Genomic DNA, 26,467 nt, shown 5'->3' with positions numbered 1-26,467 from the left:
GCTCAGCTTCACCAACCGGCATTGCTGACTGACGCCCAGTTCCGGATGGTCGCCGCGGATCATCGCTTTCTTCTTCGCAGGGCTCATCGCTTGAGCCCGGCGGACAAAAAATCGTTCTCGACCGCCAGCCTCCCGATCTTGGCGTGAAGCTCCTTCACTTCCGCCTCGCTCGGGCCTTCGGGCCTACTGCCACGGGCAAACACGTCGGCCATGCCGTCGACAGCCTGACGCTTCCAAGCGCTTACCTGGTTCGGATGAACCTGATGCCGCGCAGCAATCTCCTGGATCGTCTTGTCGCCTCGCAGCGCCTCGAGCGCGACCTTTGCCTTGAACTGATCCGTGAACTTCCGGCGTTTCGCCATTTCGTATCCCTCCAAAGGTTCGGGATACACCTTAGCTACCTGTCCGATTTCCTGGGACCACTTCACTAGTGCCACTCGACCCTGCGGTTTTCCTGCCGACTTATGATCGCGTTCGATGTCGGTTCCGTGCCGTTGTCGCTGACCACCATGCAGTGACAACGACGCACCCGGGCGATGTTGTCGAACTCACGGCCGACGCGTTGCCCGGACAACGAGGTATCGACGACAAAGGCCGGGCATTCCCGGCTGAAGTCGTCGATGACGCAGAGCACCCGAAAACGGCGGCCGTCCGAGAGACTGCCAGACACGAAGCCCAGAGACCATCTTTGGGGAGTGTCCTGGACTCAATGTATCCGGCCCGGCCCATGCGGTTTCGGGAGACGTTCGAGCGGCAAGGCGCGCGCCGGATATTCTGGCGAACCGGTTGCGAGCCGCGAACCGTTCCCTGGCATGTCTGCCATCGTTTTCGAAGGTGCGGATGGCGAGGTCGATCGGTTTCGTGGCGGTCCCATCGGCGGGGAATGAACCGCGCGTCTGGGTCTTCGGATCGCCCGGTTGGGGCTCTCGATGGCATTCGTGGTGTGGATGATTTTTCGAATCGCCGGATCGAAGGCGGAGAACGGGATCACCTCTTGCCACGCCCGACGCTAGGCCGGGGCGATGGAGGCATATGTCCCGGCCCGTTTTCTTCGGAATCGTCGATCTCGGCGGCGGCCACGTCCTTGCGGTCCTTGCATGAGCGGAAGTTCAGGCAAGGACCGGATGCACGATGCAGGTCTGGACGATAGGCTCGGGAAAGGCGGCGGCGATCGCTCCGGGAAATTCTTGGGGCCGTCCACCGCGGCAATCGGGATGTCCCGCAGCGCGTCGAACATGACGATGGGATCCATCCGGCCCGGCGCCCGGCTTGGCCATTCCCGGTCCCGCGGCACTGTCTCGGTGAGGCGGCTGATCGGGCCGGGCGAGACCTTCAGACCGTAGAAATCCAGCGGACACGCCTGGATGTCCCGGACCGTCAGCCCGGCGGCATAGAGCCCGACGATCCTGTCATCCACGCCGTCGATGCGGGTCTGGCCCTTGCTGACCGGCTCCGGCTCGAAGCTGTTGTCGCGGTCCCGCGGCACCGCCACCGGCAGTCCACCGTTCCGGCCTTTCAGCACCTTGCTTCTCCTGCCGTTTCGGCGATTGGCCTGACCGGGCGGGGCTCGCTTACCCTCTCCATCGCCCGGATGCGCGGTCGGCTCCACCCCCCGCATCCGTTTTGTCAGACGGATTTCGAGTGCTTTCATCAGCCCGGTGTCGCCGAAAAACCCCTCGGGGCAATCAACGCCCTTCAGATGGTCGTCCCGTATTTCCCTGGAGATCGTCATTCATGCGTCCTGTCGGCGAAGCATGGACCGGATCGCTCATACACAGAAGATCGGACGCTCTCTGCCACCGACATTGATGCCATCGGCCAGTTCGGCGGGGATCCTCGGCGCGCCGCAGGTACTTGGATGTGCAGTGGATCTCGGCAAGCCGCTCGCTCGGCGCCGCATCGGCGACTGACCGCGTGGACGGCGCGCGGCGCTGCCAGCGATGGACGCCGCTGCGCGACACGCCCATGACCCTCGCCATCGGTTGCACGGGATGCACGGCCCGGTTCACGGTCGTGAATTCGAAGACCTCGACGCGCCGCGCTCGTTACGTGCAAACCAGGCGCCGTCCACTGGGTCCGGACCGATGGCGCCGTCAATAAACGACCCTTCGAGAGGGTGTCGCGCTCCATGCGAAGCCGACGGTGTTCCTTCGCAGGCGGGCCAGCTCCTCGCGTTCCAGACTGGTGGGGCCGTCATCCCCGGCCCCGGGCTGCCGGATCCAGCCGGCGATCGTCGCGGCACAGGGTTCGAACTCCCGCGCCAAGCTCTCGACGCAGCGCCCCGATCGCGCCAGCGCGACGATCCGGTCCCTGAAGTCCGCAGGCTACGGGTTCCCCGTCCTCGGCATGGGGACACCGTCCGATGAAAGCCGATGTGTCTCCACGGAACCGGGGGAACGCCAGATCTCGATCCTCGCAAGTTCGAAGCCACCGATCCCGATGAGGCGGGTGCTTTACCGGCCCCAGGCGATAAACAGTCGGAAGGTTGCCGGTCTGCCCGCGAGGTTTCACCGCGGCGATTGCGTCGGCACCGCGCCGGGGCTCATTTCGGGATGGCGTCTCGCCGTGGCGGCGCGCTTGCGCTACGCCGGTGCGGCAACCGACGATGGAAAGGCCGGGATCATGAATGAAACGCTTCGCTGGGGGATCGCAGGCGCGTCTTCTTTCGCGCGAAAGACCATGGCACCGGCGATCCATGCCGCGCGGGGTGCGCGCGTCGTGGCGCTGGCCACGCGCGATCCGTCCAAGGCCGCGCCGTTCTGCGCCGCTATCCCCGATCTCCGGGTCGAGGCTGAGTACGATGCGCTTCTGACCGACGACATCGACGCGATCTATGTGCCGCTTCCCAATCATCTGCATGCAGAGTGGGTGCTGAAGGGCCTGAACGCAGGCAAGCACGTGCTGTGCGAAAAACCCATCGCACTGCAGGATACCGATTTCGACACCATGATCGAGGCGCGCGACCGCACCGGGCGTCTGGCCGCCGAAGCCTATATGATCGTCCACCATCCCCAGTGGCGCCGTGCGCGGGAGGTGCTGCGGACCGCGCAGCTGGGCCGGCTGCGACACGTCGAGGCCGTGTTCACCTTCAACAACCCCGATCCCGACAATATCCGCAACATGCCGGCCATGGGCGGAGGCGGACTGCGCGACATCGGCGTCTATGCGTTCGGATCGGTGCGGTTCGCCACGGGGGAGGAACCCGAACGCCTGACAGCCACGCTCAGAATGCAGCACGACTTCGATACCTTTGCAGAGGTCAACGCCGTCTTTCCGGGGTTCTCTTATCACGGGATCGTCTCGACCCGCATGGCCGCGCGCCAGAGGGTGACCTTTCACGGCGAGGACGGCGTGATGGAACTGACCGCGCCATTCAACCCGGGGGCTTTCGATCAGGCCGAACTGGTCCTGGAAACCCGGCGCGACGTCCGGCAGGTGGAGCGCTGGCCGGCCGCGGATCAGTACGTCCTCCAGGTCGAGGCGTTCTGCCGCAGCGCCCGGACCGGCCAGGCCTACCCCTGGACTCTGGAGCAGGCGCGCGGCACCCAGCGGATGATCGACATGGCCCTGGCCTCCGGAGGCGCCTGATGCCGCGTCAGCCCATCGTCTCCAGTTCGTCGATCATGCCCTCGATCATCGACAGGCCCTTGTCCCAGAAGGCCGGGTCGGTGGCGTCCAGTCCGAACGGTTCGAGCAGGTCGGAATGGTGCTTCGAGCCGCCCGCCCTGAGCATATCGAAATACGTCTCCTGAAAGCCGGGCGCTCCGTCCTCATAGGCGGCGTAGAGCGCGTTCACCAGCCCGTCCCCGAACGCATAGGCGTAAACGTAGAAGGGCGAATGGACGAAATGCGGCACATAGGTCCAGAACACCTGGTAGTCGTCCATGAAGTCGAACGCCGGGCCAAGGCTTTCGCCCTGTACGCTCATCCAGAGCGCGCCGATCTCGTCGGGCGTCAGCTCGCCTTCGCGGCGCGCGGCGTGAAGCTTGCATTCGAAGTCGTAGAAGGCGATCTGCCGGACGACGGTATTGATCATGTCCTCGACCTTGCCGGCCAGCAGCACCTTGCGCTCGGCCTGGGTTTTGGCGCCGGCCAGAAGTTTGCGGAAGGTCAGCATCTCACCGAACACACTGGCCGTCTCGGCAAGGGTCAGGGGCGTATTGGCCAAGAGCTCCCCCTGGGGTGCCGCCAGCCGCTGATGGACGCCGTGCCCCAGCTCATGCGCAAGGGTCATGACGTCGCGTGGTTTTCCAAGATAGTTCAGCATGATATAGGGATGCGCGTCGGTCACGGTGGGATGGGCGAAGGCCCCCGGCGCCTTGCCGGGCTTCACGGGGGCGTCGATCCAGCCGCGCTCGAAAAACGGCTCTGCCAGCCTGGCCAGATCCGGTGAGAAATCGGCATAGGCGTCCATCACCGTTTTGCGCGCCTCGTCCCAACCGACGATGCGATCGTTCTCCATCGGCAGCGGCGCGTTGCGGTCCCAGACCTGCATCCGGTCCAGTCCCAGCCACTTGCGCTTGAGCTCATAGTAGCGGTGGCTGAGGCGCGGATAGGCGGCGACGACCGCGTTGCGCAGCGCCTCGACCACCTCTGGCTCCACGTCGTTGGCCAGGTGCCGTCCGGTCTGGGGCGTGGGCAGGGTGCGCCAGCGGTCCTCGACCTCCTTTTCCTTGGTCAGGGTGTTGTGGACGCGGGCGAAGGTGCGGACATTGGCCGAGAACACGCGCCCCAGCTCCCGCGCCGCGGCCTCGCGCTTCGCGCGGTCCTGCTCCGAAAGCAGGTTGAGCGTCGCCTCGATCCCCATGACCTCACCGTCCACGGTGAATTCGAGGCCCGAGATCGTCTCATCGAACAGCTTGTTCCATGCGGTCGCGCCGACAACCGACTGGTCATGGAGAAATTTCTCCAACTCGTCGGACAGCTGGTAAGGCCGCATCTTGCGCATCCGCTCGAAGACCGGGCGGTAGCGGGAAAGCTCTGTGCCGTCCGAAAACCAGCCATCGACGGTGGCCTCGTCGATGCGGTTGACCTCAAGGGTGAAGAACACCAGCGGTGCCGTATAGGTCGTGATCCTGTCCTGGCAGTCGGACAGGAAGGCGGCGCGATCCGGGTCGGTGGTCTGCTGGTAGTAGCGCAGGCCCGCGTAGGACATGATGCGCCCGGCAGCGGCGTCGATCTGTTCGTAGCGGTGGACGACCTGCAGCATTTCCGCGGCGGAGAAGTCCGCGAGCCGGCCCTCCACCTCCGCCGCAAAGGACGCGCATTCACCCTCAAGCCAAGTCAGATCGCGCTCGACCTCCGGGGCGTCCGGGGCGGCGTAGAGGTCGGTCAGATCCCATTCGGGAAGGTCTCCGAGGTCGCGGGTCTGGGCGTCGAGCATGGTCTCTCCTCAAGCTTTCGTCTCGCACATATGGCTTGGCCGCGGCTCCGCCAAGGGTCAGCCGTAGGCGGCGAGCATCCGCCTGAGGTCGTCGAGCGTATTGGCCTCCGCCACGGGCTTGTCGTGGCGCCAGCGGGCCATGCGCGGAAACCGCAGGGCGACGCCGGACTTGTGGCGGGGGCTTTCCTGGATCCCCTCGAAGGCGATCTCGAACACATGGTGCGGTTTGACCGCGCGGACGGGTCCGTAGCGTTCCAGCGTGTTGCGGCGGACCCAGGCGGTGATCTTGCGGAACTCGGCGTCGGTCAGGCCTGAATAGGCCTTGGTGAAGGGCACCAGCGCATCGCCGTCGCGCACGGCGAAGGTGAAGTCGGTGAACAGGTTGGCGCGGCGGCCGTGGCCCTGCTGGGCATAGATCATCACCGCGTCGATGGTCAGCGGATCGACCTTCCATTTCCACCAGTCGCCGCGTTTTCGCCCGGCACGATAGGGGGCGGATTTCCGTTTCAGCATGATGCCTTCCGAGGCGAAATCGCGGCTGCCCTCACGGATGTCGGCGAGCCTGTCCCAGGTGTCGAACGCCAAGAGGGGCGAGACGCGGAGCGGGGCCTCCGGCGGCACGGATGCGACCAGCGCGTCGAGCAGCGTGCGGCGTTCGGCGAAGGGCCGGTCACGGATATCTGCGCCCTGCCATTCCAGCAGGTCGTAGGCGTAGAGGATGACCGGCGCGTCCCTGAGGAGCGCCTTCGGCACCGTCTTGCGGCCGATCCGTTTCTGCAAGGCGTTGAAGGACAGGGGAAATTCGTCGCGCCAGGCCAGGATCTCGCCGTCGATGACGGTGCCGGCGGGGACGAAATCGACCAGTCGGGCGAACTCCGGGAAGCGGTCGGTCATCAGCTCTTCGCCGCGGGACCAGAGGAAATGCGCGCCGCCGCGCAGGACCAGCTGTCCGCGGATGCCGTCCCACTTGCGCTCCGCCGCCCAGTCGCCGGGCGGCGCGTCGAGTGAGGATGGTCCCTCATCCAGTTGATAGGCAAGGTAGAACGGGTAGGGGCGCGACAGGTCCACGGACGGGTCATGGGCGCGGATCAGCGCGTCGAAACTGGTCGTCTCCGGCGTCCAGTCGCCCATCAGGCGGTGGGCGAGGTCGGCCTCTTCGATGCCGGTCGCGCGGGAGAGGGCGCGGGTCATGAGCTTTTGCGAGACGCCCATCCGGAAGCCGCCGGTCAGCAACTTGTTGAAAACGAAGCGTTCCCTGGCGTCGAGCTGGTCCCAGGCATCCAGGATCGCGGCGCGCTTGTCGGCCTCGTCGCGGGGGGCGAGGGCGCGGATTGTGGTGATCCAGTGGGTCAGACTGTGGTCGGAGGCACGGGTCGCGTCGGGCAGGACCAGGGCGATGGTTTCGGCGAGATCGCCGACGATCGGATAGGATTCCTCGAACAACCACAAGGGGATGGCGGCGCGTTCGGCGGCCCATTCCCGCAACAGGTTGGCGGTGACCGCACGTTTCGGACGGCGGCCGGACAGCAGCGCGATGGTCCACAGGCGGTCGGTTTCCGGCGCGTCGGCGAAATAGCCGGCCAGGGCATCGACCTTGGCGTTGGTCCTGGTGGTCTGGTCGAGCCGGGTGAAAAGCGCGGTGAAAAGCCTCATCCGACACCTGTCTGAATCGCGTCGGAGATCCGTCGGAGTTTTGTAGGAGGGTGCGAACGCATCATTCACCGGTTCCCGCACCGTCGTCATCGATGCTTTCGCCCTCATAGGCGGTCTCGACCACGGCGGCGTCGTAGCCCTGGCTCTCCAGCCAGCGGCGGAAGATCGACGTGTAGCCGTGGGTGGCGAAGATGCGGCTGGCGCCGGTCTCTGCAATCGCGGTGTTGAGCCCGGCCCAGTCGGCATGGTCGGACAGCACGAACCCGCGGTCGGCGGCGCGGCGGCGGCGCACGCCCCGCAGCGCCATCCATCCGCTGGCGAACCCGGTGGAGGCGGCACCGAAGCGGCGCGCCCAGGACGTGCCCAGCGCGGAGGGCGTGGCAAGGACCAGCGCGCCGGGATAGGCCTTGGGGTCGGTCTGCGGTGTGACGCGGACCGTGTCGGGCAGGGGAAGGCCCTGGGCGCGCAGGACCTCATTGGTGTTCTCGACCGCGCCGTGGGTCAGGATCGGGCCGATGGAGGCGTCGATGGCCGACAGCAGCCGCTGCGCCTTGCCGAGCGCGTAGGCCCCGAGGATCGTCGCCCGGCCCTGTGCCGCATTGGCGCGCCACCAGTCGTCGATCTGCCGGGCCACGTCGGTCTGCGCGTCCCAGCGGAACACCGGCAGTCCGAAGGTGCATTCGGTGATGAACGCATGGCAGCGGACCGGCGCGAAGGGTTCGGACAGGCCGTCATCCTCTGTCTTGTAGTCGCCGGATACCACCCAGACCTCTCCGCCGACCTCCACCCGGATCTGCGCCGAGCCGGGGACATGTCCGGCGGGATGGAACGAGATATCCGCCGACCCGATCCGCAGCCTTTCGCCATAGGCGACGGTCTGCAGGTCGATGGCGCCCAGGCGGTGGCGCATGACGGGCGCGGCGGCATCGGTGGCCAGATACCGGCCCATTCCGTCGCGGGCGTGGTCGGCATGGCCATGGGTGATGAGCGCCCGGTCCACGGGGCGCCAGGGGTCGATGAACACATCGGCGGCCGGGCAATAGATGCCGCGGTCGGTGAAGGTGAGGACCGGCTCTGTCATGGGGGGCGAGATAGGGCCGGCCCGCCGGGCGGACAGGCGGACACGGCGCCGCGCGCCCGTCGCCGGACCGGCGGGCGTGGCGACGGCCGAAGGACCCGCCGTCGCGTGCGTGCGGCGTCGTGCGATCCGGGGCCGAGCGACGGCGCCAAGAAATGGGGCCAAGAAATGGGGCCAAGAAACGGGGCCGAGAGATGGGGCGCGAAAGGCGGGTCCCGGAAGGGGGGGACTGACGGAGGCGGGGACTGACGGAGGCGGGGACAGACGGAGGCGGGGCGGACGGCGGACGCGGGTCGGACGCCGACGCCCGGCACCGGCGGGCCGGGCGGGGGCGGTCCCCCGCCGCGTGCCGGCCGTCGCCCGGCGGGTCTGCCGCGCGCGACGCCCAGGGCGGTTCAGGCCACCGCGTCCGCCTTCAGCCGGGCGCGCAGGGCCGCCAGATCCTCAACCAGCGCCTCACCGGCGATGCCGTCGGGATCCAGCGAGCGGGCGACGAAGTCGCGGGCCTGCACGGTCGCGTCCTCTGCCCCGTCGCCGGCGGGCAGGGCGGCCATGGACCAGTGCGGGAAGGACGGCCGCGCCACCGTCCGGTCCAGGATCACGCGCATGTCGCAATGGCGCGGATCCCCGGCGATGGTGTCGACGACGAAATCGAGCTGCTCCGGATCGCCCTCAAGCAATTGCAGGAAGTGATCGCCATGGACCAGAAGGATGCCGGTCACGCCGAGTTCGGGATTGTTGCGCCGCGAGCAAAACAGGATGTCGGGCAGGTGGGTGCCGGCGTCGCCTTCGGATGCGCGGCTTGTGTAAAGGATCTGTCGCATCCCCCGTGGGTCCTTTCGTGGGTTGGCTGTGCCCGATCCTAGGGCGCGCGGCTTAATGTTCGGTAAAAACCGGTCCGTGTCCCAGCGGCACCGCGGCCGACAGAGGCGCTGCGGTTGCGCTCACGGTCTCCCGGTCTAGGATGGGGAGCAGCCAACAGGGACGGGACAGGCCGAAGATGCCGGAGTATTTCAACGAGATGTACCAGGGAGGCGAGGTGCGGCCGCCCTACAAGGGGATCGAGGGCTGGGCCAGCGACATGCCCGTCGACCTGCGGGGCATGAAGCAATCCGAGGCCGAGAGGCTGTTCCGGCGCATCGGCATCACCTTCGCGGTCTACGGTGAGGGCGGCAGCCCGGACCGGCTGATCCCGTTCGACATGTTTCCCCGCATCTTCGCCGCCGACGAGTGGGACCGGCTGGAGCGCGGCATCAAACAGCGCGCGCGGGCGCTCAACTGCTTTCTGGCCGACGTCTACGACCGCGGAGAGATGATCCGCGCCGGCCGCATCCCCGGCCATCTGGTGTATCGCAACGACGCCTACGAGATCGCGGCGACCGGGTTCCTGCCGCCGCAGGGGATCTTTTCGCATATCGTCGGCATCGACCTGGTACGCACGGGGCCGGACGACTTCTTCGTGCTGGAGGACAACTGCCGCACGCCGTCGGGGGTCTCTTACATGCTGGAGAACCGCGAGATCATGATGCGGATGTTCCCCCAGCTCTTCCACGAGAACCGCATTGCGCCGGTCGAGACATACCCTGCATTGCTCAAGCGCACGTTCGACAGCGTGGCGCCGAAGAAATGCGAGGGAGAGCCGAGGGTGGTGATCCTGACTCCGGGGCATTTCAACTCCGCCTATTACGAGCATTCGTTCCTTGCCGACATGATGGGGGTGGAGCTGGTCGAAGGCTCCGACCTGTTCGTGGAGGGCGATTTCTGCTGGATGCGCACCACCGAGGGACCCAGGCGCGTGGACGTGATCTACCGCCGGCTCGACGACGGGTTCATCGACCCGCTGTGCTTCCGGCCCGATTCGATGCTGGGCGTGCCGGGGCTGATGAACGTCTACCGCTCCGGCGGGGTGACGATCTGCTCGGCCCCCGGGGCGGGCGTGGCCGACGACAAGGCGATCTATACCTACGTGCCGGAGATGGTGCGGTTCTATCTGGGCGAGGAGCCGATCCTGAAGAACGTCCCGACCTGGCAATGCGCCAGGGACGACGAGTGCAAATACGTGCTGGAGAACCTGGCCGATCTGGTGGTCAAGGAGGTCCACGGCTCCGGCGGGTACGGGATGCTGGTGGGGCCGAAATCCACCAGGGACGAGATCGCGTTCTTCCGCACCAAGATCGAAGAGAACCCGCACAACTACATCGCCCAGCCGACGCTGGCCCTGTCCACCTGCCCGACCTTCGTGGACGAGGGCTTCGCGCCGCGCCACGTGGATCTGCGGCCCTACTGCCTGGTCGGCAAGGAGATCAATCTGGTCCCCGGCGGTCTGACGCGGGTGGCGCTGACCGAAGGGTCGCTGGTGGTGAACTCTAGCCAGGGCGGGGGCGTCAAGGACACCTGGGTCCTGGCGGGAAGGTAACGGACATGCTCAGCCGCACCGCAGACAACCTGTTCTGGATCGCCCGCTACATCGAGCGGGCCGAGACCAACGCGCGCCTCCTGGAGGTTGCCGCCCGCAACGCGCTTCTGCCCGACACGGGCGGGGGCAACCGCAACGAGTGGGAGTCGGTGCTGCGTGCGTCCGGCACCAGCGGCCTCTATGCCGACAAATACGGCAAGGAGGCCGTTCAGAGGAACGTGGAAACCCACATGTTCTTCGACCGCGACAACCCGTCCTCGGTCGCGTCCTGCATCAATGCGGCCCGCGAGAACGCGCGCATCGTGCGCACCGCGCTGACCACCCAGGTCTGGGAGGCGATCAACGCCGCCCAGGCGGAGATGACGGAACTGGGCCGGGTGGAACGCTCCAGCCTGTCCACCTCGGACATGAAGGACTTCGCGCTGCGCCACATGGCCCATGTGAGGGGCGCGATCCTGGCCACGCAGCTCAGGAACGACGGCTACGATTTCATGAACATCGGCCACTACCTGGAGCGCGCCGACAGCACGGCGCGGATCATCGACGTGAAATACTACGTGCTGCTGCCCAACGTCTCTATGGTCGGCTCCGGGCTCGACAACTACCAGTGGCGCACGGTGCTGCATGCCATGAACTCCCAACGCGCCTTCGCCTGGGTTTATGGCGGAGAGGTCACGGCCGCCAAGATCGTCGATTTCCTGGTGCTGAACCCGCAGGCGCCGCGGTCGCTCATCGCCTCTGCCGAGGGGGTCGTGTGGCATCTGGAGCGGCTGGCCCAGACCTACGGGCGCACGACCACCGCCACCGCACGGGGCCGGGCGATCCTGGCGGGCCTCAACGCCATCACCGTGGCCGACATCTTCGAGGAGGGGCTGCACGACTTCCTTCAGCGAGTGCTGTCCGAGGTCCTTGCCCTGGGTCACGAGATGTCCACCAGCTACCTGAACGGGGAAGCGCGATGAGACTGCATGTCCGCCACCGCACCGGATACACCTACGACACGCCCCGCCGCACGGTGGTCCAGTCGCTGAGGCTCTGGCCCACGGAATTCGACGGCCAGAAGGTCCACGACTGGTCGGTCCGGATCGAAGGCCACGACGCCCAGCGCGGCGCCGCGTTCCGCGACGGCGCCGGCGACTGGATCGAGACCGTGTCGCTGATGAACGTCTCCGGCATGACCATCGTCGTGGAGGGCGAGGTGGAGACCGCCGACCTGAGCGGCGTGGTCCGCGGCCTGCGCGAGAAGGTGCCGCCGATGGCCTATCTGCGGCCGACGCGGATGACCCGGCTGGACCAGGGGCTGCGCGACCTGGCCCTGACGGCGGTGGAAGGTGACGACGGACCGCTGGCCCGCGCCCATGCCATCGCACGCGCGGTGCGCGATCACATCGCCTATACCCCGGGCTCGACCGAAAGCGAGACCACCGCCGAGGAGGCGCTGGCGATGGGCAAGGGGGTCTGCCAGGACCAGGCCCATGCCGCCATCGCCATGGCCCGTGCTGTGGACATGCCCGGCCGCTACGTGGTGGGCTATCTGCAGGCCAACGAGGACAGCGCGGTGAGCCAGGCCAGCCACGCCTGGGCGGAACTCTGGGTGGACGGTCTGGGCTGGGTCGGGTTCGACGCGGCCAACGGCTGCTGCCCGGACGAGCGCTACGTGCGGCTCGGCTCCGGGCTCGACGCCCATGGCGCGGCGCCGATCCGCGGCCGTGCCCAGGGCGCGGGATCCGAGGACATGGACGTGGACGTGCGGGTGCTCGACGCGGCACAGGCCCAGAGTCAGGCCCAGAGTCAGACCCAGAGCCAACAGGGACAGACCCAGACGCAGAAGCAACAGTAGCGGCGATCCGCCGGGCGCCTGGACGGGCGCGGCGGAGGCAGCACCGCCGCGCGATGTCGCGGCGGCCCGCACGCACGCGCGCCCGTCTGGCCGAGCGGTCCGGGCCGCGTCCGATGCGGAACCGGAGGCGTCCTATACGGTTTGCGGAGAGATGCCGGCGCGGGCGGTCGGGTGGTCACCCGCGCCCCTGAAGCACCACGATCTGCAAAGCCAGGGAAAAATCCCGGAAGCTCGAAGATTTCTGCGCTGCGGCGGTTGAAAATGCTGCAGTGCGGCACAACATCTTCATCAACGCCGAACGTACTGTCCGAAACTCCAGAAGGGAGCCACACAATGGCCAAGCAGAACAAGCAATCCGCCGCGAACGACATCCAGAGCATGTTCGATCCGCAGAACTACCAGAGCGTCTTCAAGACCTGGGCGAACATGAACGAGCGCGTGACCGCGATCCTGGTCGATGCCGGCCAGCGTTCGACCGAAATCACCTCGGAGACGGCCAACGAGACGCTCGCGAATCTGCGTGAGATGACGCAGGTCCGCGACGAGGCCGCCGATTACGGCCAGGCCTACAGCGACTTCGTGCAAAAGCAGATGGACCTTGCCATGCGCACCGTCCAGGCTTTCGCCGATGTCAGCCAGAAGACAGGCGCAGAGGCCAGCCAGTTGGCGTCCGAAGCCGGTGAGACCTTGGCCGACAAGGCCACCGACAACGCCGACCGCGCCGCCAGCAAAGCAAGCTCCGCCGCCAAAAAGGCCGCCTGAGCCGACGTGCGCGCAAGCCTTGCCATAGACGAACGGCGGATCCGAAAGGGTCCGCCGTTTCGCGTTGCGGAGGTGGCCGCGCGACAAGACGCCGGCAGGCCCCCCGGCGATAAGATATATGGACCGCAATCCCTTTCGGCTGAGGTTTCGAGAGATGATGCGGGGCCGCAGTGGAACGGGCGCGTAGTCGGATGCCCGGTCGGCGAATTCGCGGCGCCTCTGACCGGTCCTGCCCACGCTGACGGCGCTACCGGTTCGGCGAAGGGCAGATTACGGTCATCCGGATAGAGCGCCAGGCGGGTTCCGCGCCACGGTCCTGTGCCGCTCATACGGGAGCAGCCGCGACCCCTCGCAGGTGGCGGTCGAACCATGGCGGCAGGGAGGTGTCGCATACTCGGCGTCGGATCAGGCGCCATGCTCAGAGCCGGATGTGGGATGGGCGGCCCAAACAAGCCGACCATCGTTTCGAGACCGGATCTCACCGCATGAAATGCCTCACACGATGGCGGGCCTTCCTTCGCCGGTCGGGCGCCGTCAGCCCAGCGCCTTGGACAGGTTCGCCTCGACCTTGTCGAGAAAGCCGGTGGTGGTCAGCCAGTTCTGGTCCGGTCCCACCAGCAGGGCAAGGTCCTTGGTCATGTCGCCTGCCTCCACGGTATCGACGACGACCTTCTCCAGCGTCTCGGCGAAATCCATCAGCTTGTCGTTCCCGTCCAGCTTGGCGCGGTGGCGCAGACCGCCGGTCCAGGCGAAGATCGAGGCGATGGAGTTGGTCGAGGTTTCCTCTCCCTTCTGGTGCTGGCGGAAGTGGCGGGTGACGGTGCCGTGCGCGGCTTCCGCCTCCACCACCTTGCCGTCGGGGGTCATCAGCTGCGAGGTCATCAGCCCGAGCGAGCCGAACCCCTGGGCCACGGTGTCGGACTGCACGTCGCCGTCGTAATTCTTGCAGGCCCAGACATAGCCGCCGGACCATTTCATCGACGCGGCCACCATGTCGTCGATCAGCCGGTGCTCATAGGTCAATCCGGCCTTGTCGAACTGGTCCTTGAACTCCTCGTCGAAGACCTTCTGGAACAGGATCATGAACTGGCCGTCGTAATTCTTGAGAATCGTGTTCTTCGTGGACAGGTACACCGGATAGTTGCGCTTGAGCCCGTAGTTGAGGGACGCCCGGGCGAAATCGCGGATCGACTCGTCCAGGTTGTACATGCCCATGTAGACGCCGGAGGCGGGCGCGTCGAAGACCTCTTCCTCCATCACCTGGCCGTCCGTGCCTTCCCATTTCATGGTCAGCTTGCCGGGGCCGGGGAACTTCATGTCGGTGGCGCGGTACTGGTCGCCGTAGGCGTGGCGGCCGATGACGATGGGCTGGGTCCAGCCGGGCACCAGGCGGGGGACGTTCTGGCAGATGATCGGCTCACGAAAGACCACGCCGCCCAGGATGTTGCGGATCGTGCCGTTGGGGGAGCGCCACATCTTCTTGAGGCCGAACTCTTCCACCCGCCCCTCATCGGGGGTGATCGTGGCGCATTTCACGCCGACGCCGATCTCCTTGATCTTCTCGGCCGCGTCCACGGTGATCCGGTCGTCGGTCTCGTCGCGGCTTTCGATGCCGAGATCGTAATAGAGAAGCTCCACGTCCAGATAGGGCAGGATCAGCTTTTGCTTGATGAAATCCCAGATGATGCGGGTCATCTCGTCGCCGTCGAGCTCGACGATGGGGTTCTCGACCTTGATCTTCGCCATGGGGGCCTCGTGAAACGGGGTTGCGGTTGTGGCGGGACATAGCGGACCGGGGCGCATAGGAAAAGGGTATACCACGGAATACAGTCGCTGCGCGGAACCGCCCGGCGCCGCCGCCGGTTGGCCGGGAACCGCAAAGAGAGGGTCCCATGGACGTCATCCGCATCATCATCGCCATCCTGCTGCCGCCCCTGGGCGTGTTCCTTCAGGAGGGGCTGGGCAAGCACTTCTGGATCAACGTTCTGCTGACCATCCTGGGCTATATCCCCGGCATCGTCCACGCCATCTGGATCATCCTCAAGCGATAGGGCGGCACCCGCGCACAGGGTCTGTTCGGCCACGGGACTGGCGGGGACCGGGCGCCGGGGGCATCTTCCGGCTCGCAAACGACGAAAGGATACCGTCATGCCGACACCGAAGATCACCGTGCTGTTCTATACCACGTACGGCACCAACCACGCCGTCGCCGCAGAGGCCGTCCGCGCCGCAGAGGCCGCGGGCGCGGAGGTCCGCCTTCGCCGCGTGCGCGAGACCGCGCCCGACGAGGTCGTGAAGGGCCAGGAGGCCTGGGCCGCCCAGGTCGAGAGGATGTCCGACATTCCCGTGGCAGAGCCCGACGACATGGCCTGGGCAGACGGGTATTTCGTCTCCGCGCCGACGCGGTTCGGCGTGGTGGCCAGCCAGATGCGGGCCTTCATCGACACGCTGGGCGGACTTTGGCAGAGCGGGACCCTGGCCGACCGGACCTTTACCGCGACCACCAGCGCCCAGACACTGCACGGAGGCCAAGAGACGACGCTCTTTTCGCTCTATGTCACCGCCATGCACTGGGGCTGCGTGCTGGTCCCGCCGGGATATGCCGACAGCGTGAAGTTCGAGGACGGCGGCAACCCCTACGGCTGGTCGGGCAGCGCGGGCGAATTGGACGAGACGGCCAGAAAGAGCATCGCCTTTCAGGCCACGCGGCTGGTCGAAAAGACCGCCAAGCTGATCGGCTGAGCGTCCGGTCCCCGGCGGAGCGGCCCGAAGACGGGGTCGCCCGGGCCGGGGACGATACGCGACGACGTCGCGCCTTGGCGCAAGGGTATCCGAACGGGCCCGCGTCCGCGGAACGGCGCCTTCCCGAAGGGCCGCGCCGCTCCGCCTGCGGATATTGCGCGCGCGGCCGGGATCCTACGCCGACAGACGGCCACGGCCCCCCCCCCGACGCTCCGCGTGATCGCGTCTCCGGGAGGTGCCCCCACGACGCTCCGCGCGTTCGTGGCCGACACCATCCACAGAAGGGTCTCCGGGACGCCTCCCCGGCGCTCCGCGCGTTCGCGGCTGAGACCCTCTACAAGAGGGTCTCCGGGACGCCTCTCACCCCCCCCCCTTCATCTTTCCAAAAATATCCTCGGGGTGGTCCGGAGGGGCAGACGGCCCCTCCGGCGCTCTCCTCCCGCGCAAGGCACGATCGGGAGCGCGCCGGTCCGGTGCGGCCTCGACGTCGGGCGGGTCAGGCGTAGTCGTAGGGGCCGCCGGCCCTCAGTGCGGCATCGTAGGCCGGGCGCGCATGGATGCGGGACAGCCAGGCCCCGGTCGCGCGCCGCCCGTCAAGGCCGTTGCGCGCCGCGGCGGCCTCCAGGGGAAAGCTCATCATCACATCCGCGGCGGTCAGGGTCTCTCCGGCGAACCACGGACGCTGCGACAGTTCCGCCTCCACATGATCCAGATGCACGTCGATCAGCGGCTGGACGCGGCGGAGGGCGATGCGGCCCATGACGGGGATCCTCGACAGCACCAGCCTGACCAGCAGCGGCGGCATCAGCGAGCCTTCGGCGTAGTGCAGCCAGAAGCGGTAGCGCCGGGCCGTCTGCGGGTCGTCCCCCGGTCCGAGCGCGCCCGCCTTGTCCACCAGATATTCGACGATGGCGCCGGTCTCGGCCAGGGTCAGGCCGGCATCCTCATCAACGATCACCGGCGACTTGCCCAGCGGATGGACCGATTTCAGCGTCCGCGGGGCCAGGCCCGTGGCGGGATCGCGCGCGTAGCGCTCGACCCTGTAGGGCAGGGACAGTTCCTCCAGCAGCCAGAGCACGCGCTGGGAGCGGGAATTCTCAAGGTGGTGAACGACGATCATGCGGATCCCCTAGCGCGTCGTCTCGGTCAGGCGGCGCTTCACGTAGTCCCGGGTCATGGCGATCATCGTCTCCATGTGCGGATCCTCGAAGAAATGGCCCGCGCCCTCGATCTCCTCGTGGGTGATGGTGATCCCCTTCTGTTCGTGCAGCTTGTTCACCAGCATGTGCGTGTCGCGCGGCGGGGCGACGCGGTCGGCGGTGCCGTTGACGATCAGGCCCGAGGCGGGGCAGGGCGCGAGAAACGAGAAATCGTACATGTTGGCCGGCGGCGAGACCGAGATGAAGCCGGTGATCTCCGGCCGCCGCATCAGCAGTTGCATCCCGATCCATGCCCCGAAGGAGAAGCCCGCGACCCAGCAGTGCTTGGCGTTGGCGTTCATGGATTGCAAGTAGTCGAGCGCCGAGGCGGCATCCGACAGCTCGCCGATGCCCTGGTCGTATTCGCCCTGCGACCGGCCCACGCCGCGGAAATTGAACCGCAGTACGGTGAAGCCGAGGTTCAGGAACGCGTAATGCAGGTTGTAGACCACGCGGTTGTTCATCGTCCCGCCGAATTGGGGATGCGGATGCAGGACGATCGCGATGGGGGCGTCGGGCTTGCGCTGGGGGTGGTAGCGCCCTTCGAGACGGCCCTCGGGACCGGGGAAAATCACCTCTGGCATGGGCAGTCGCTCCAATCGCAGGCGCCTCGGTCCCGGCGCGGCCAATGTTGACGACATTGGTCGGAGACTTTAGAGCCTTTCTAAACACGGCGGGCCCGCGCCGGGCCCCTATCGGCCTGTGCAGGTAGCGGCCGGGCGCGGGAGCGTCAATGGCCGCGGACCGGACGGGCAGGCAGAGGAGCCCCAGGCGATGAAGCTCAGCACAAAGGGGCGGTACGCGATGGTGGCACTGACCGACCTGGCGCTGGCGGGCGGCGACGGGCTGGTGACGCTGGCCGAACTGTCGCGCCGGCAGAACGTGTCGCTGCCCTATCTGGAGCAGCTTTTCGTCAAGCTGCGGCGGAGCGGGCTGGTGGCCAGCGTGCGCGGCCCCGGCGGCGGCTACCGCCTGGCGCGGTCGGCCGCCGAGATCCGCGTGGCCGATGTGCTGGCCGCGGTGGACGAGACCGTGTCGGCGCTGGAAACCGGCGCCGGCGCCAAGGGGGGGCTGTCGGGCACCCGGGCGCAGTCGCTCAACAACCGTCTGTGGGAGGGGCTGTCGGCCCATGTCTACGTGTTCCTGCACCAGACGCGGCTGTCGGACGTGGTGGGCAACCAGCTGGCCCCCTGTCCCGCGGTGCCGTCGCTGCTGGAGGTGGTGGACGAGGGATGAGAGCGCCGGGGCTCTGCCCCGGACCCCGGGATATTTGGAGAAAGATGAAGAACGCTCGGACATATCTGGACTGGAACGCCACGGCGCCGTTGCGCGCCGAGGCGCGCGCAGCGGTGATCGCGGCGCTGGACGTGGCGGGCAACCCGTCGTCGATCCACGCCGAGGGGCGCGCGGCGCGCGGCGTGGTCGAACGCGCGCGGGCGCAGGTGGCCCGCGCTGTGGGGGCCGAGGCGGCGGATGTGGTATTCGTGTCCGGAGCGACCGAGGCCGCGGCGCTGGTCTGCGCCGGGCGCGGACTGGTCTGCGCGGACGTCGAGCACGAGGCGGTCCTGGCCTGGTGCAGGGCCGTTCTGCCGGTGGATGGGCGCGGCGCGGTGAGCGTGACCGAGCCGGGACGCACGGCGCTTCAGGCGGCCAATTCGGAGACCGGCGTGCTGCAGGCGTTGCCCGCCGGGCTGGCCGCCGTGGACGCGACGCAGGCGTTCGGCAAGGTGCCCTTCGCCTTCGACTGGTCGGGGGCGGAGACGGCGTTCGTGTCCGGCCACAAGATCGGCGGACCCAAGGGCGTCGGCGCGGTGTTGCTGAGGCGGGGCCTGGAGGTTGCGGCGCGGGTGCGGGGCGGCGGCCAGGAGATGGGCCGCCGGGCCGGGACCGAGAACGTCGCGGCCATCGCGGGATTCGGTGCCGCGGCGGCGGCGGCGGCGGCGGATCTTGCCGCCGGGCGCTGGTCGGCGGTCGCGGCGCGGCGCGACGCCCTGGAAGACGCGTTGATGGCCGGGGCCGGCGACATTATCTGCATCGGCAGGGATACGCCGCGCCTGCCCAACACCAGCCTGATCGTCTGCCCCGGCTGGAAGGGCGAGACGCAGGTGATGCAGATGGACCTTGCGGGGTTCGCCGTCTCGGCCGGGTCGGCCTGTTCGAGCGGCAAGCTGCGCGGGTCCGGCACGCTGGCGGCGATGGGAATGGACCCCGACGCCGCCGGATCCGCGATCCGCGTGTCGCTGGGACCGGAGACGACCGACGAGGACGTGAACCGCTTTGCCGAAAGCTGGCTCCGTCACTGGAACAGACACCGGGCGCGCGCCGCCTGACAAGGAGAGACCCATGACCGATCAGATCGTCATCGAAGAGACCGCCAAGGAAGGCGTGGACCGCGAGACCGTGGATGCCGTGGCCAAGCTGTCGGGCGCCTACAAGCACGGCTGGAACACCGAGATCGAGATGGACTTCGCGCCCAAGGGGCTGACCGAGGACATCGTGCGGCTGATCTCGGAGCGCAACGACGAGCCGGAGTGGATGCTCGACTGGCGGCTGGAGGCCTTCGCGCGCTGGCAGAAGATGAAGGAGCCGGACTGGTCGATGCTGAAATACGCTCCGGTGGACTACCAGGAGCAGTATTACTATGCCAAGCCGGCCTCGATGCTGGAAAAGCCGAAGTCGCTGGACGAGGTGGACCCCAAGCTTCTGGAGACCTATGCCAAGCTGGGCATCCCGCTGAAGGAGCAGCTTGTCCTGGCCGGCGTCGAGGGCGCGGACGCGGCGCCGGCGGAGGCCAAGGAGGGCGAGCGGCGGGTGGCCGTGGACGCGGTGTTCGACAGCGTCAGCGTGGGCACGACCTTCAAGGCGGAGCTTCAGAAGGCGGGCGTCATCTTCTGCTCGATCTCGGAGGCGATCCGCGAGCATCCCGATCTGGTGCGCAAGTACCTGGCATCCGTCGTGCCGGTGCAGGACAACTATTTCGCCACCCTGAACAGCGCGGTCTTTTCCGACGGGTCGTTTGTCTACGTGCCCAAGGGCGTGCGCTGCCCGATGGAGCTGAGCACCTATTTCCGCATCAACGCCGAGAATACCGGCCAGTTCGAGCGCACGCTGATCATCGCCGACGAGGGCGCCTATGTGTCCTATCTGGAAGGCTGCACCGCACCCATGCGCGACACCAACCAGCTGCATGCCGCGGTGGTCGAGATCGTCGCGCTGGACGACGCCGAGGTGAAGTATTCCACTGTCCAGAACTGGTATCCGGGCGACGAGAACGGCAAGGGCGGGATCTACAACTTCGTGACCAAGCGGGCCGATTGCCGGGGCGACCGCTCCAAGGTGAGCTGGACGCAGGTGGAAACGGGGTCCGCACTGACCTGGAAATACCCGTCCTGCATCCTGCGCGGAGACGAGAGCCAGGGCGAGTTCTATTCGATCGCCATCACCAACAACTGGCAGCAGGCCGACACGGGCACCAAGATGATCCATCTGGGCAAAGACACCCGAAGCCGGATCGTGTCCAAGGGGATCAGCGCCGGCCACGCGCAGAACACCTATCGCGGGCTGGTGTCCATGCATCCCAAGGCCAAGAACGCGCGCAACTACACGCAATGCGACAGCCTTCTGATCGGCGACCGGTGCGGCGCGCATACGGTTCCCTATATCGAGGTCAAGAACAACTCGTCCCGGGTCGAGCACGAAGCGACGACATCCAAGGTGGACGATGACCAGATGTTCTATTGCCAGTCCCGCGGCATGGATGAGGAAGAAGCCGTGGCGCTGATCGTCAACGGGTTCTGCAAGGAGGTGCTGCAGGCGCTGCCGATGGAATTCGCCATGGAGGCGCAGCAACTGGTGGCGATCAGCCTGGAAGGCTCCGTGGGATGACCATCGACGATGCGGCAGAAGGGCTTGCCGAGGCGGACCGCCTGGCACCGGTCCGCAAGAGGGTGGCCGCCGCCGACGCTGTGGGTGGCATGCCACTTGGCGCGCTGGCTGAGCGGGCCAGATCGAGCCGCGCGTACGGGACCGAGCCGCGGACGGCGGGGAACCTGTTCTCTTGCGTTCGCGTCGAGCGCGCCGTGGCGAACTGATGGGAGAGCTCGACCCGATCCGCCCGCCGGCACGGGCGCGCTTCTTCCGCTCGCTCACCGTCGGGGTGGCGGTCGTGCTGGGGCTGATCGCCAGCCTTGCGTGGTGGCTCCAGGCGCCGCTTCCGCGGGTATTGATCGTGCTGGCGGTGTCTGCGGCGATCGGCTGGGCCGCGGGCCGCGTGATGTTCCGGAGGATCAAATGAGCGTCGAGGCGGTGCAGGGCACCGGCGCGGGGCAATGCGGCGCCGGCCGCCGGGCCGGATGACGTCCGGGATGGCGGATCCGGCACCGCAGGCCGCGGTGGAGCCTGCCGCCGGGCGCACCGTGCTCTTTTCCGCGGTGAAGAACGAAGGTCCGTTCCTGCTGGAATGGGTCGCCTATCACCGCGCGATCGGGTTCGAGCGGATCGTCGTCGCCTCCAACGACAGCGACGACGGGACCGCGGAACTGCTGGACGCCATGGCGTCGTCCGGCGCCATCGACCTGCACCTTCGCCACGCCCCGCCGGCGGGCCGCTCTGCGCAGATGTCGGCGGCCCAGGCGCTGGCCGCCGCGGACCCGCCCCGCGCCGGGGACTGGTTCCTGTGGCTCGACGCGGACGAGTTTCTCAACATCCATCTGGGCCAGGGGCACGTGGCGGATCTGGTGGCGCTGATCGGCGCGCGGCACGGGATGCTGATCCCCTGGCGCGTGTTCGGCGCGGGCTGGCAGACCGGGCTGCAGACGCGGTTCCTGACCCCCGGATTCGACAGCGTGTCCCCCGACGCGCCGGCCGATCCGCAGATCAAGACGCTGTTCCGCTATGCCCCCGGCGTGCTGGACGTGTCGCCCCATGCGTTCCACAGGCCCCGGGTCGATCCCGCCGCGGGACTGTCCGCCGCCGACTTCCTGACCGGCTCGGGCGGCACCGCGACGCTGGCCGACAAGGCCGACGCCGGCTGGCTGAAGGGCAAGGAGCGGGCCCGCAACAGTCGCGTGGGCCTGCGGGATTTCGGACGGGACTGCGCGCAGATCAACCACTACGCCGTCCGGACGCCGGAACTCTTCGCGCTGAAGAAGCGGCGCGGCCGCGGGTTCCACGGCCGGCTCAAGGGCGGTCGCGACGCGCCGCCGGTGCGCCATGACGATGCGTTCTTCGCGGCCCATGATTGCCGGGGGGCCACCGACCGGACGATCCTGCGGCACGCGGATGCGCTCGAACGGGAGGTCGCGCGCATCCTGTCCGATCCGCAGACCGCAGCCTGCGTGGCGCAGACGACGCGGAGGACGCAGGACCGGCTGGCCGAGGCGCAGCGGCAGGACCGGCCCGCGGCCGCAGGGACCGTCGAAGAGCTGTTCCTGCCCGGTCTGACCTTCGATCCGACCGTCGCCGATTTCGTCACCGACTGCTACGCCCGCGCCGATGCGATCCTGGAATACGGCTCCGGCGGGTCGACGGTGCTGGCCGCCGGGCAGGCGCATTCCGCCGTCGTGGCGGTCGAGAGTGACCGGGACTGGGCGCGGCGGCTGCGCGCGACGCTGGCCGCGCGCTTTCCCCGGGCGCCGGTCCGGGTCCACTGGGTCGATATCGGCGAGACCGGCAAATGGGGCCGTCCGCGCGACACGGCGAAGGCCGGCACCTGGCCCGCCTATCCGCTGGAGGTCTGGGATCTGCCGGATGCCGCCCGGCCGGACCTGGTGCTGATCGACGGGCGGTTCCGGGTCGGCTGCTTCTTCGCCACCCTGTTCCGCACGGCGCGCCCCGTGACCGTCCTGTGGGACGACTACGTGGACCGGCCCGCCTACCACCTGGTAGAGGACTTCGCGCGCCCGGTGGAAACCGTCGGTCGCATGGCCCGGTTCGAGCTTGGCCCCCGCGCGGTCCCGCCGGAGGCGCTGGGCGTCATGGCGCGGGCTTTCGTGGACCCGGACTGACGGAGCCGCGACCGGACACCGGCGCGCGCCGAGCAATCGCAACAGGAGGACCGGATGAGTTTCTGGAGCAAGTCTGAGATGATCGTCACCACCACGCCGGGCATAGAGGGGCGGCGGATCACCGCCTACAAGGGCATCGTCGTCGGAGAGGCGATCCTGGGCGCCAACCTCTTCCGCGACATGTTCGCCGGCGTGCGGGACATCATCGGCGGCCGGTCCGGCGCCTATGAGAAGAGCCTGAACGAGGCGCGCGAGACCGCCCTGCGGGAGATGGAGGACCGCGCCCGCGATGCCGGGGCGAATGCCGTGGTCGGGGTGGATCTGGATTATGAGGTCGTCGGCAAGGAGAACGGGATGCTCATGGTCTCTGCCTCCGGCACGGCGGTGACGATCGACTGAGGGTGGCCCGGGACGGATCCCCCAATGGCGAAGATGCCGCGCGCGACCGCATCGCGGCGCTGATCGATTGCGTGGCCCCCGCGCGGCCGACCCGCGTGGTCGAGGTCGGCGCGAACCCGATCAACGACAACCCCTACGCGCGCCTGCGCGACATGGGCGGGTGCGAGGTCTGGGGGTTCGAGCCCGACCCCCGCGCCTTTGGGCGGCTGAAGGCGGGGCCGAGAGAGACCTATCTGCCCCATGCGGTGGGCGACGGGACGACCCGGACGCTCCATGTCACGCGGATGCCGTCGCTGACGTCCCTGCTGCGCCCGCGTCCGCGCACCACGGCCTATCTGAAACGCGCCGCCCGACCGATGACCGTGGAGCGCGAGGTCGCGGTGGAGACCGTGGCGCTGGACGCGCTGGCGGAACCGGACGCGTTCGAGCTGCTGAAGATCGACGTCCAGGGCGGAGAGGCAATCGTGTTCGATGGGGCCGCCGGGCACCTGTCCCGCGTCGCGGCGGTCGTCACGGAGGTCGCCTTCGTGCCGCTCTACGAGGGCCAGCCGCTCATGGACGAACAGATGCGCAGGCTCAGGTCGCACGGGCTGATGATGCACAAGTTCCTGCATCTCAAGGGGCTGTCGTTGCGCGGCGGGCTGAACACGGGGCTTCACAAACGCCGCCATCGCAACCAGTTGATTGACGGGGACGCCGCGTTCATCCGCGACCTGACGGACCCCGAGGACGTGCCGGACGAGACGCTGAAACACCTTGCGATCCTGGCGGATGCGGTGTTGGAGAGCTTCGATCTGGCGGTGCGCTGTCTCGATCTGCTGATCGCGCGCGGCGCCATCGACACGGGGGCGGCCCGGGGCTACGTGGCCCGGTTGCCCGACCTGGCGCGCTGACGCGGCCGGACCATGACGTTGCCCGGTGGGCTGGAAAGGAAGAAGATGCTGGAAATCAAGAATCTGCAGGTCAAGCTTGAGGAAGAGGACAAACAGATCCTGAAAGGCGTGGACCTGACGGTCGAAGCCGGGAAGGTCCATGCGATCATGGGGCCGAACGGGTCCGGCAAGTCCACGCTCAGCTACGTGCTGGCGGGACGCGACGGCTATGAGGTCACCGGCGGCTCTGCATCTCTGCTGGGCGAGGACATTCTGGACATGGATCCCGAGGCGCGCGCCGCGGCGGGCATGTTTCTGGCGTTCCAGTATCCCGTGGAGATCCCCGGCGTGGGCAACATGACCTTCATGCGGACGGCGGTGAACGCCCAGCGCAAGGCCCGCGGCGAGGAGGAGATGTCCTCGGCCGAGTTCCTGAAGGTCGTCCGTGCCAGGGCCAAGGACCTGCAGATTGATGCCGAGATGCTGAAGCGCCCGGTCAACGTGGGCTTTTCCGGCGGCGAGAAGAAGCGCAACGAGATCCTGCAGATGGCCATGCTGGAGCCGAAGCTGTGCATCCTGGACGAGACCGACTCGGGCCTCGACGTGGATGCGATGAAGCTGGTGGCCCAGGGGGTCAACGCGCTGCGCAGCCCGGACCGCGCGTTCCTGGTCATCACCCACTATCAGCGGCTGCTGGACCACATCGCGCCGGACGTGGTGCACATCATGTCGGCGGGGCGGATCGTGAAATCCGGCGGACCGGACCTGGCGCTGGAGGTCGAGAAGAACGGCTATGGCGACATCCTGAAGGAGAGCGCGTGATGGCCGTGGCGAAACCCGCTAGCCCGGCGGCGTCGCGGCTGGACGGGCTGACGCGGCCCCCGGGCGGCGGCTGGCTGGGGGCGGCCCGCGATGCGGCCCTGTCGCGCCTGCAGGGGATGGGCCTGCCCGCCCCGCGCGACGAGTACTGGCGCTTTACCCGGCCCGCGGACCTGAACGCCGCGGCACCGGCCCCGGCGGCCCCGGTAGAGAGCGCCGAGGCAGAGGCGCTCTACGACGGCACGGACCGCCTGCGGCTGGTGTTCCGCGACGGGGCCTTCGACGCGGAGGCATCCGACGCGCTGACCGGCGAGGGGCTTGAGATCGCGCGGCTGGCAGAGGCCGGCGGCACCGACATCCACTGGGCCGCCGATCTCTACGGCGCGCTGGAGGCGGACGGCCAGTCCCCGGTGCCGCGTCCCTTCGCGGCGCTGAACACGGCCCATGCCACGGACGGCGTGCTGATCCGCGCCACCGCCGCCGTCTCCCGCCCGGTCGAGATCGTCTATCTGCACGAGGACGCGGCGTCCGACCCGATCCTGCATCACGTGATCCGGGTCGAAGAGGGCGCGTCCCTGACGCTGCTGGAGACCGGCACGGTCGGCGCGCGCTGCAATACCGCCATGGAGGTGGATGTGGCGTCTCACGGGGCTTTCCACCACATCCGCGACCAGGGCCGCGCCCACGCCCGCCGTACCAACACCCACGCCTTCGCGCGGCTGGGCGGGGCGTCGGTGTTCAAGTCCTTCACCCTCAGCCTCAACGGCGCGCTGACCCGCAACGAGCATGTCGTCGCCTTCACCGGCAATGACGCCACGGCGCATGTGGCCTGTGCGGCCATCGGCGACGGGCGCCAGGCGCCGATGCACCATGACGACACGGTGTTCATCACCCATGACGCGGTGAATTGCGAAAGCCGCCAGGTGTTCAAGAAGGTGCTGAAGAACGGCGCCGTGGGCGTGTTCCAGGGAAAGATCCTGGTCAAGCGCGGCGCCCAGAAGACCGACGGCTACCAGATCAGCCAGGCGCTCCTGCTGGACGACGACAGCCAGTTCCTGGCCAAGCCGGAGCTGGAGATCTACGCCGACGACGTGGCCTGTTCGCACGGCTCCACCACCGGTGCCATCGACGAGGACATGCTGTTCTACCTGCGCGCCCGCGGCGTGCCGGAGCGGCGCGCGACGGATCTGCTGGTGCTGGCCTTTCTGGCCGAGACGCTGGAGGAGATCGGAGACGAGGCCATCGCCGAGAGTCTGCGCCAGCGCCTGTCCACCTGGCTCGACCGGCACGCGGGCTGAG

Annotated in this window: 25 protein-coding genes and 2 pseudogenes; 17 read left to right on the top strand and 10 right to left on the bottom strand. The window is 67.8% G+C overall.

The window, feature by feature from the left end; genetic code table 11:
* Positions 1-83: 83 nt before the first annotated feature.
* From KW83_RS17755 to KW83_RS17750, 3 genes and pseudogenes are all read right to left on the bottom strand, one after another.
* Positions 84-428, bottom strand: coding sequence for a transposase (locus KW83_RS17755; protein WP_235191463.1), 345 nt, complete (start codon positions 426-428; stop codon positions 84-86).
* A gap of 2 nt (positions 429-430) precedes the next feature.
* A pseudogene (locus KW83_RS20775) lies at positions 431-703 on the bottom strand (DDE-type integrase/transposase/recombinase); the annotation flags it as partial.
* Positions 704-749: 46 nt separating this feature from the next.
* Positions 750-1,732, bottom strand: a pseudogene (locus KW83_RS17750) (transposase); the annotation flags it as partial.
* A gap of 890 nt (positions 1,733-2,622) precedes the next feature.
* Here KW83_RS17750 and KW83_RS17745 point away from each other — a divergent pair.
* The gene (locus KW83_RS17745) at positions 2,623-3,588 is read left to right on the top strand and encodes a Gfo/Idh/MocA family protein (protein WP_036181726.1); all 966 of its coding nucleotides are present in this window, start codon (positions 2,623-2,625) and stop codon (positions 3,586-3,588) included.
* Between the two features lie 7 nt (positions 3,589-3,595).
* On the opposite strand, the gene KW83_RS17740 is transcribed toward KW83_RS17745, so the two are convergent.
* The 4 genes from KW83_RS17740 to KW83_RS19410 form a co-directional block, all read right to left on the bottom strand.
* A complete protein-coding gene (locus KW83_RS17740; protein ID WP_036181685.1) occupies positions 3,596-5,383 on the bottom strand; it encodes a M3 family oligoendopeptidase in 1,788 nt (595 codons plus the stop codon).
* 57 nt (positions 5,384-5,440) lie between these two features.
* A complete protein-coding gene (locus KW83_RS17735) occupies positions 5,441-7,036 on the bottom strand; it encodes an ATP-dependent DNA ligase (RefSeq protein ID WP_036181683.1) in 1,596 nt (531 codons plus the stop codon).
* Between the two features lie 61 nt (positions 7,037-7,097).
* A complete protein-coding gene (locus KW83_RS17730) occupies positions 7,098-8,117 on the bottom strand; it encodes a ligase-associated DNA damage response exonuclease (RefSeq protein ID WP_036181681.1) in 1,020 nt (339 codons plus the stop codon).
* 392 nt (positions 8,118-8,509) lie between these two features.
* Positions 8,510-8,938 (bottom strand): BLUF domain-containing protein, encoded by a 429-nt coding sequence (locus tag KW83_RS19410; RefSeq protein WP_051928637.1) that lies wholly within the window; start codon positions 8,936-8,938, stop codon positions 8,510-8,512.
* A 176-nt stretch (positions 8,939-9,114) separates the two neighbouring features.
* On the opposite strand from KW83_RS19410, the gene KW83_RS17720 reads away from it, so the two are divergent.
* The 4 genes from KW83_RS17720 to KW83_RS17705 all read left to right on the top strand — a co-directional run bounded on the left by KW83_RS17720 (position 9,115) and on the right by KW83_RS17705 (position 13,132).
* Positions 9,115-10,530: a circularly permuted type 2 ATP-grasp protein gene (locus KW83_RS17720; RefSeq protein ID WP_036181679.1), complete on the top strand. Its 1,416-nt coding sequence runs from the start codon at positions 9,115-9,117 to the stop codon at positions 10,528-10,530.
* A 5-nt stretch (positions 10,531-10,535) separates the two neighbouring features.
* Positions 10,536-11,492, top strand: a complete 957-nt coding sequence (locus KW83_RS17715) for an alpha-E domain-containing protein (RefSeq protein ID WP_036181677.1) — start codon at positions 10,536-10,538, stop codon at positions 11,490-11,492.
* Complete coding sequence (locus KW83_RS17710; protein ID WP_051928636.1) at positions 11,489-12,370, top strand: transglutaminase family protein; 882 nt, start codon at positions 11,489-11,491, stop codon at positions 12,368-12,370. The genes KW83_RS17715 and KW83_RS17710 overlap by 4 nt, the downstream gene beginning before the upstream one ends.
* Positions 12,371-12,703: 333 nt before the next feature.
* Entirely contained in the window at positions 12,704-13,132 is a 429-nt protein-coding gene (locus tag KW83_RS17705) for a phasin family protein (protein ID WP_036181674.1), read from the top strand.
* 534 nt (positions 13,133-13,666) lie between these two features.
* Here KW83_RS17705 and KW83_RS17700 read toward each other — a convergent pair.
* Positions 13,667-14,878, bottom strand: coding sequence for an NADP-dependent isocitrate dehydrogenase (locus KW83_RS17700; protein ID WP_036181671.1), 1,212 nt, complete (start codon positions 14,876-14,878; stop codon positions 13,667-13,669).
* Between the two features lie 146 nt (positions 14,879-15,024).
* Between KW83_RS17700 and KW83_RS20200 the strand changes: the two genes are divergently transcribed.
* Positions 15,025-15,183 (top strand): YqaE/Pmp3 family membrane protein, encoded by a 159-nt coding sequence (locus KW83_RS20200; protein WP_036181668.1) that lies wholly within the window; start codon positions 15,025-15,027, stop codon positions 15,181-15,183.
* A 97-nt stretch (positions 15,184-15,280) separates the two neighbouring features.
* Positions 15,281-15,874 (top strand): NAD(P)H:quinone oxidoreductase type IV, encoded by a 594-nt coding sequence (gene wrbA / locus KW83_RS17690; protein WP_036181665.1) that lies wholly within the window; start codon positions 15,281-15,283, stop codon positions 15,872-15,874.
* A 496-nt stretch (positions 15,875-16,370) separates the two neighbouring features.
* Here wrbA and KW83_RS17685 read toward each other — a convergent pair whose 3' ends face one another.
* Entirely contained in the window at positions 16,371-16,994 is a 624-nt protein-coding gene (locus tag KW83_RS17685) for a glutathione S-transferase family protein (protein WP_036181662.1), read from the bottom strand.
* Between the two features lie 9 nt (positions 16,995-17,003).
* Complete coding sequence (locus KW83_RS17680; protein WP_036181659.1) at positions 17,004-17,657, bottom strand: alpha/beta hydrolase; 654 nt, start codon at positions 17,655-17,657, stop codon at positions 17,004-17,006.
* A gap of 190 nt (positions 17,658-17,847) precedes the next feature.
* Here KW83_RS17680 and iscR point away from each other — a divergent pair, with 190 nt between their 5' ends.
* The 10 genes from iscR to KW83_RS17630 all read left to right on the top strand — a co-directional run bounded on the left by iscR (position 17,848) and on the right by KW83_RS17630 (position 26,466).
* Positions 17,848-18,309, top strand: a complete 462-nt coding sequence (gene iscR, locus KW83_RS17675) for a Fe-S cluster assembly transcriptional regulator IscR (RefSeq protein WP_036181656.1) — start codon at positions 17,848-17,850, stop codon at positions 18,307-18,309.
* A gap of 44 nt (positions 18,310-18,353) precedes the next feature.
* Complete coding sequence (locus KW83_RS17670) at positions 18,354-19,403, top strand: cysteine desulfurase family protein (protein WP_036181653.1); 1,050 nt, start codon at positions 18,354-18,356, stop codon at positions 19,401-19,403.
* A 13-nt stretch (positions 19,404-19,416) separates the two neighbouring features.
* On the top strand, positions 19,417-20,958 hold the full coding sequence (sufB, locus tag KW83_RS17665; RefSeq protein ID WP_036181650.1) for a Fe-S cluster assembly protein SufB: 1,542 nt from the start codon (positions 19,417-19,419) through the stop codon (positions 20,956-20,958).
* Positions 20,955-21,164 carry a hypothetical protein gene (locus KW83_RS17660; RefSeq protein WP_036181637.1) on the top strand — a complete coding sequence of 70 codons (210 nt, stop codon included), beginning with the start codon at positions 20,955-20,957 and terminating at the stop codon, positions 21,162-21,164. The genes sufB and KW83_RS17660 overlap by 4 nt, the downstream gene beginning before the upstream one ends.
* Positions 21,164-21,367 (top strand): hypothetical protein, encoded by a 204-nt coding sequence (locus tag KW83_RS17655; protein WP_036181634.1) that lies wholly within the window; start codon positions 21,164-21,166, stop codon positions 21,365-21,367. The genes KW83_RS17660 and KW83_RS17655 overlap by 1 nt, the downstream gene beginning before the upstream one ends.
* A gap of 70 nt (positions 21,368-21,437) precedes the next feature.
* Positions 21,438-23,078, top strand: a complete 1,641-nt coding sequence (locus KW83_RS20195; protein ID WP_161785527.1) for a glycosyltransferase family 2 protein — start codon at positions 21,438-21,440, stop codon at positions 23,076-23,078.
* Positions 23,079-23,156: 78 nt separating this feature from the next.
* Positions 23,157-23,477, top strand: a complete 321-nt coding sequence (locus KW83_RS17645; RefSeq protein WP_036181712.1) for a heavy metal-binding domain-containing protein — start codon at positions 23,157-23,159, stop codon at positions 23,475-23,477.
* Positions 23,478-23,479: 2 nt separating this feature from the next.
* The gene (locus tag KW83_RS17640) at positions 23,480-24,370 is read left to right on the top strand and encodes an FkbM family methyltransferase (protein WP_051928635.1); all 891 of its coding nucleotides are present in this window, start codon (positions 23,480-23,482) and stop codon (positions 24,368-24,370) included.
* 45 nt (positions 24,371-24,415) lie between these two features.
* Entirely contained in the window at positions 24,416-25,171 is a 756-nt protein-coding gene (gene sufC / locus KW83_RS17635; RefSeq protein WP_036181630.1) for a Fe-S cluster assembly ATPase SufC, read from the top strand.
* Entirely contained in the window at positions 25,171-26,466 is a 1,296-nt protein-coding gene (locus KW83_RS17630) for a SufB/SufD family protein (RefSeq protein WP_036181627.1), read from the top strand. The genes sufC and KW83_RS17630 overlap by 1 nt, the downstream gene beginning before the upstream one ends.
* Position 26,467 lies beyond the last annotated feature (1 nt).

It is taken from the genome of Palleronia rufa (assembly GCF_000743715.1).
Taxonomy (GTDB): domain Bacteria; phylum Pseudomonadota; class Alphaproteobacteria; order Rhodobacterales; family Rhodobacteraceae; genus Palleronia; species Palleronia rufa.
The sequence above is the reverse complement of the archived record's forward strand: the minus strand, read 5'-3'. Positions and strand labels throughout refer to the sequence as shown.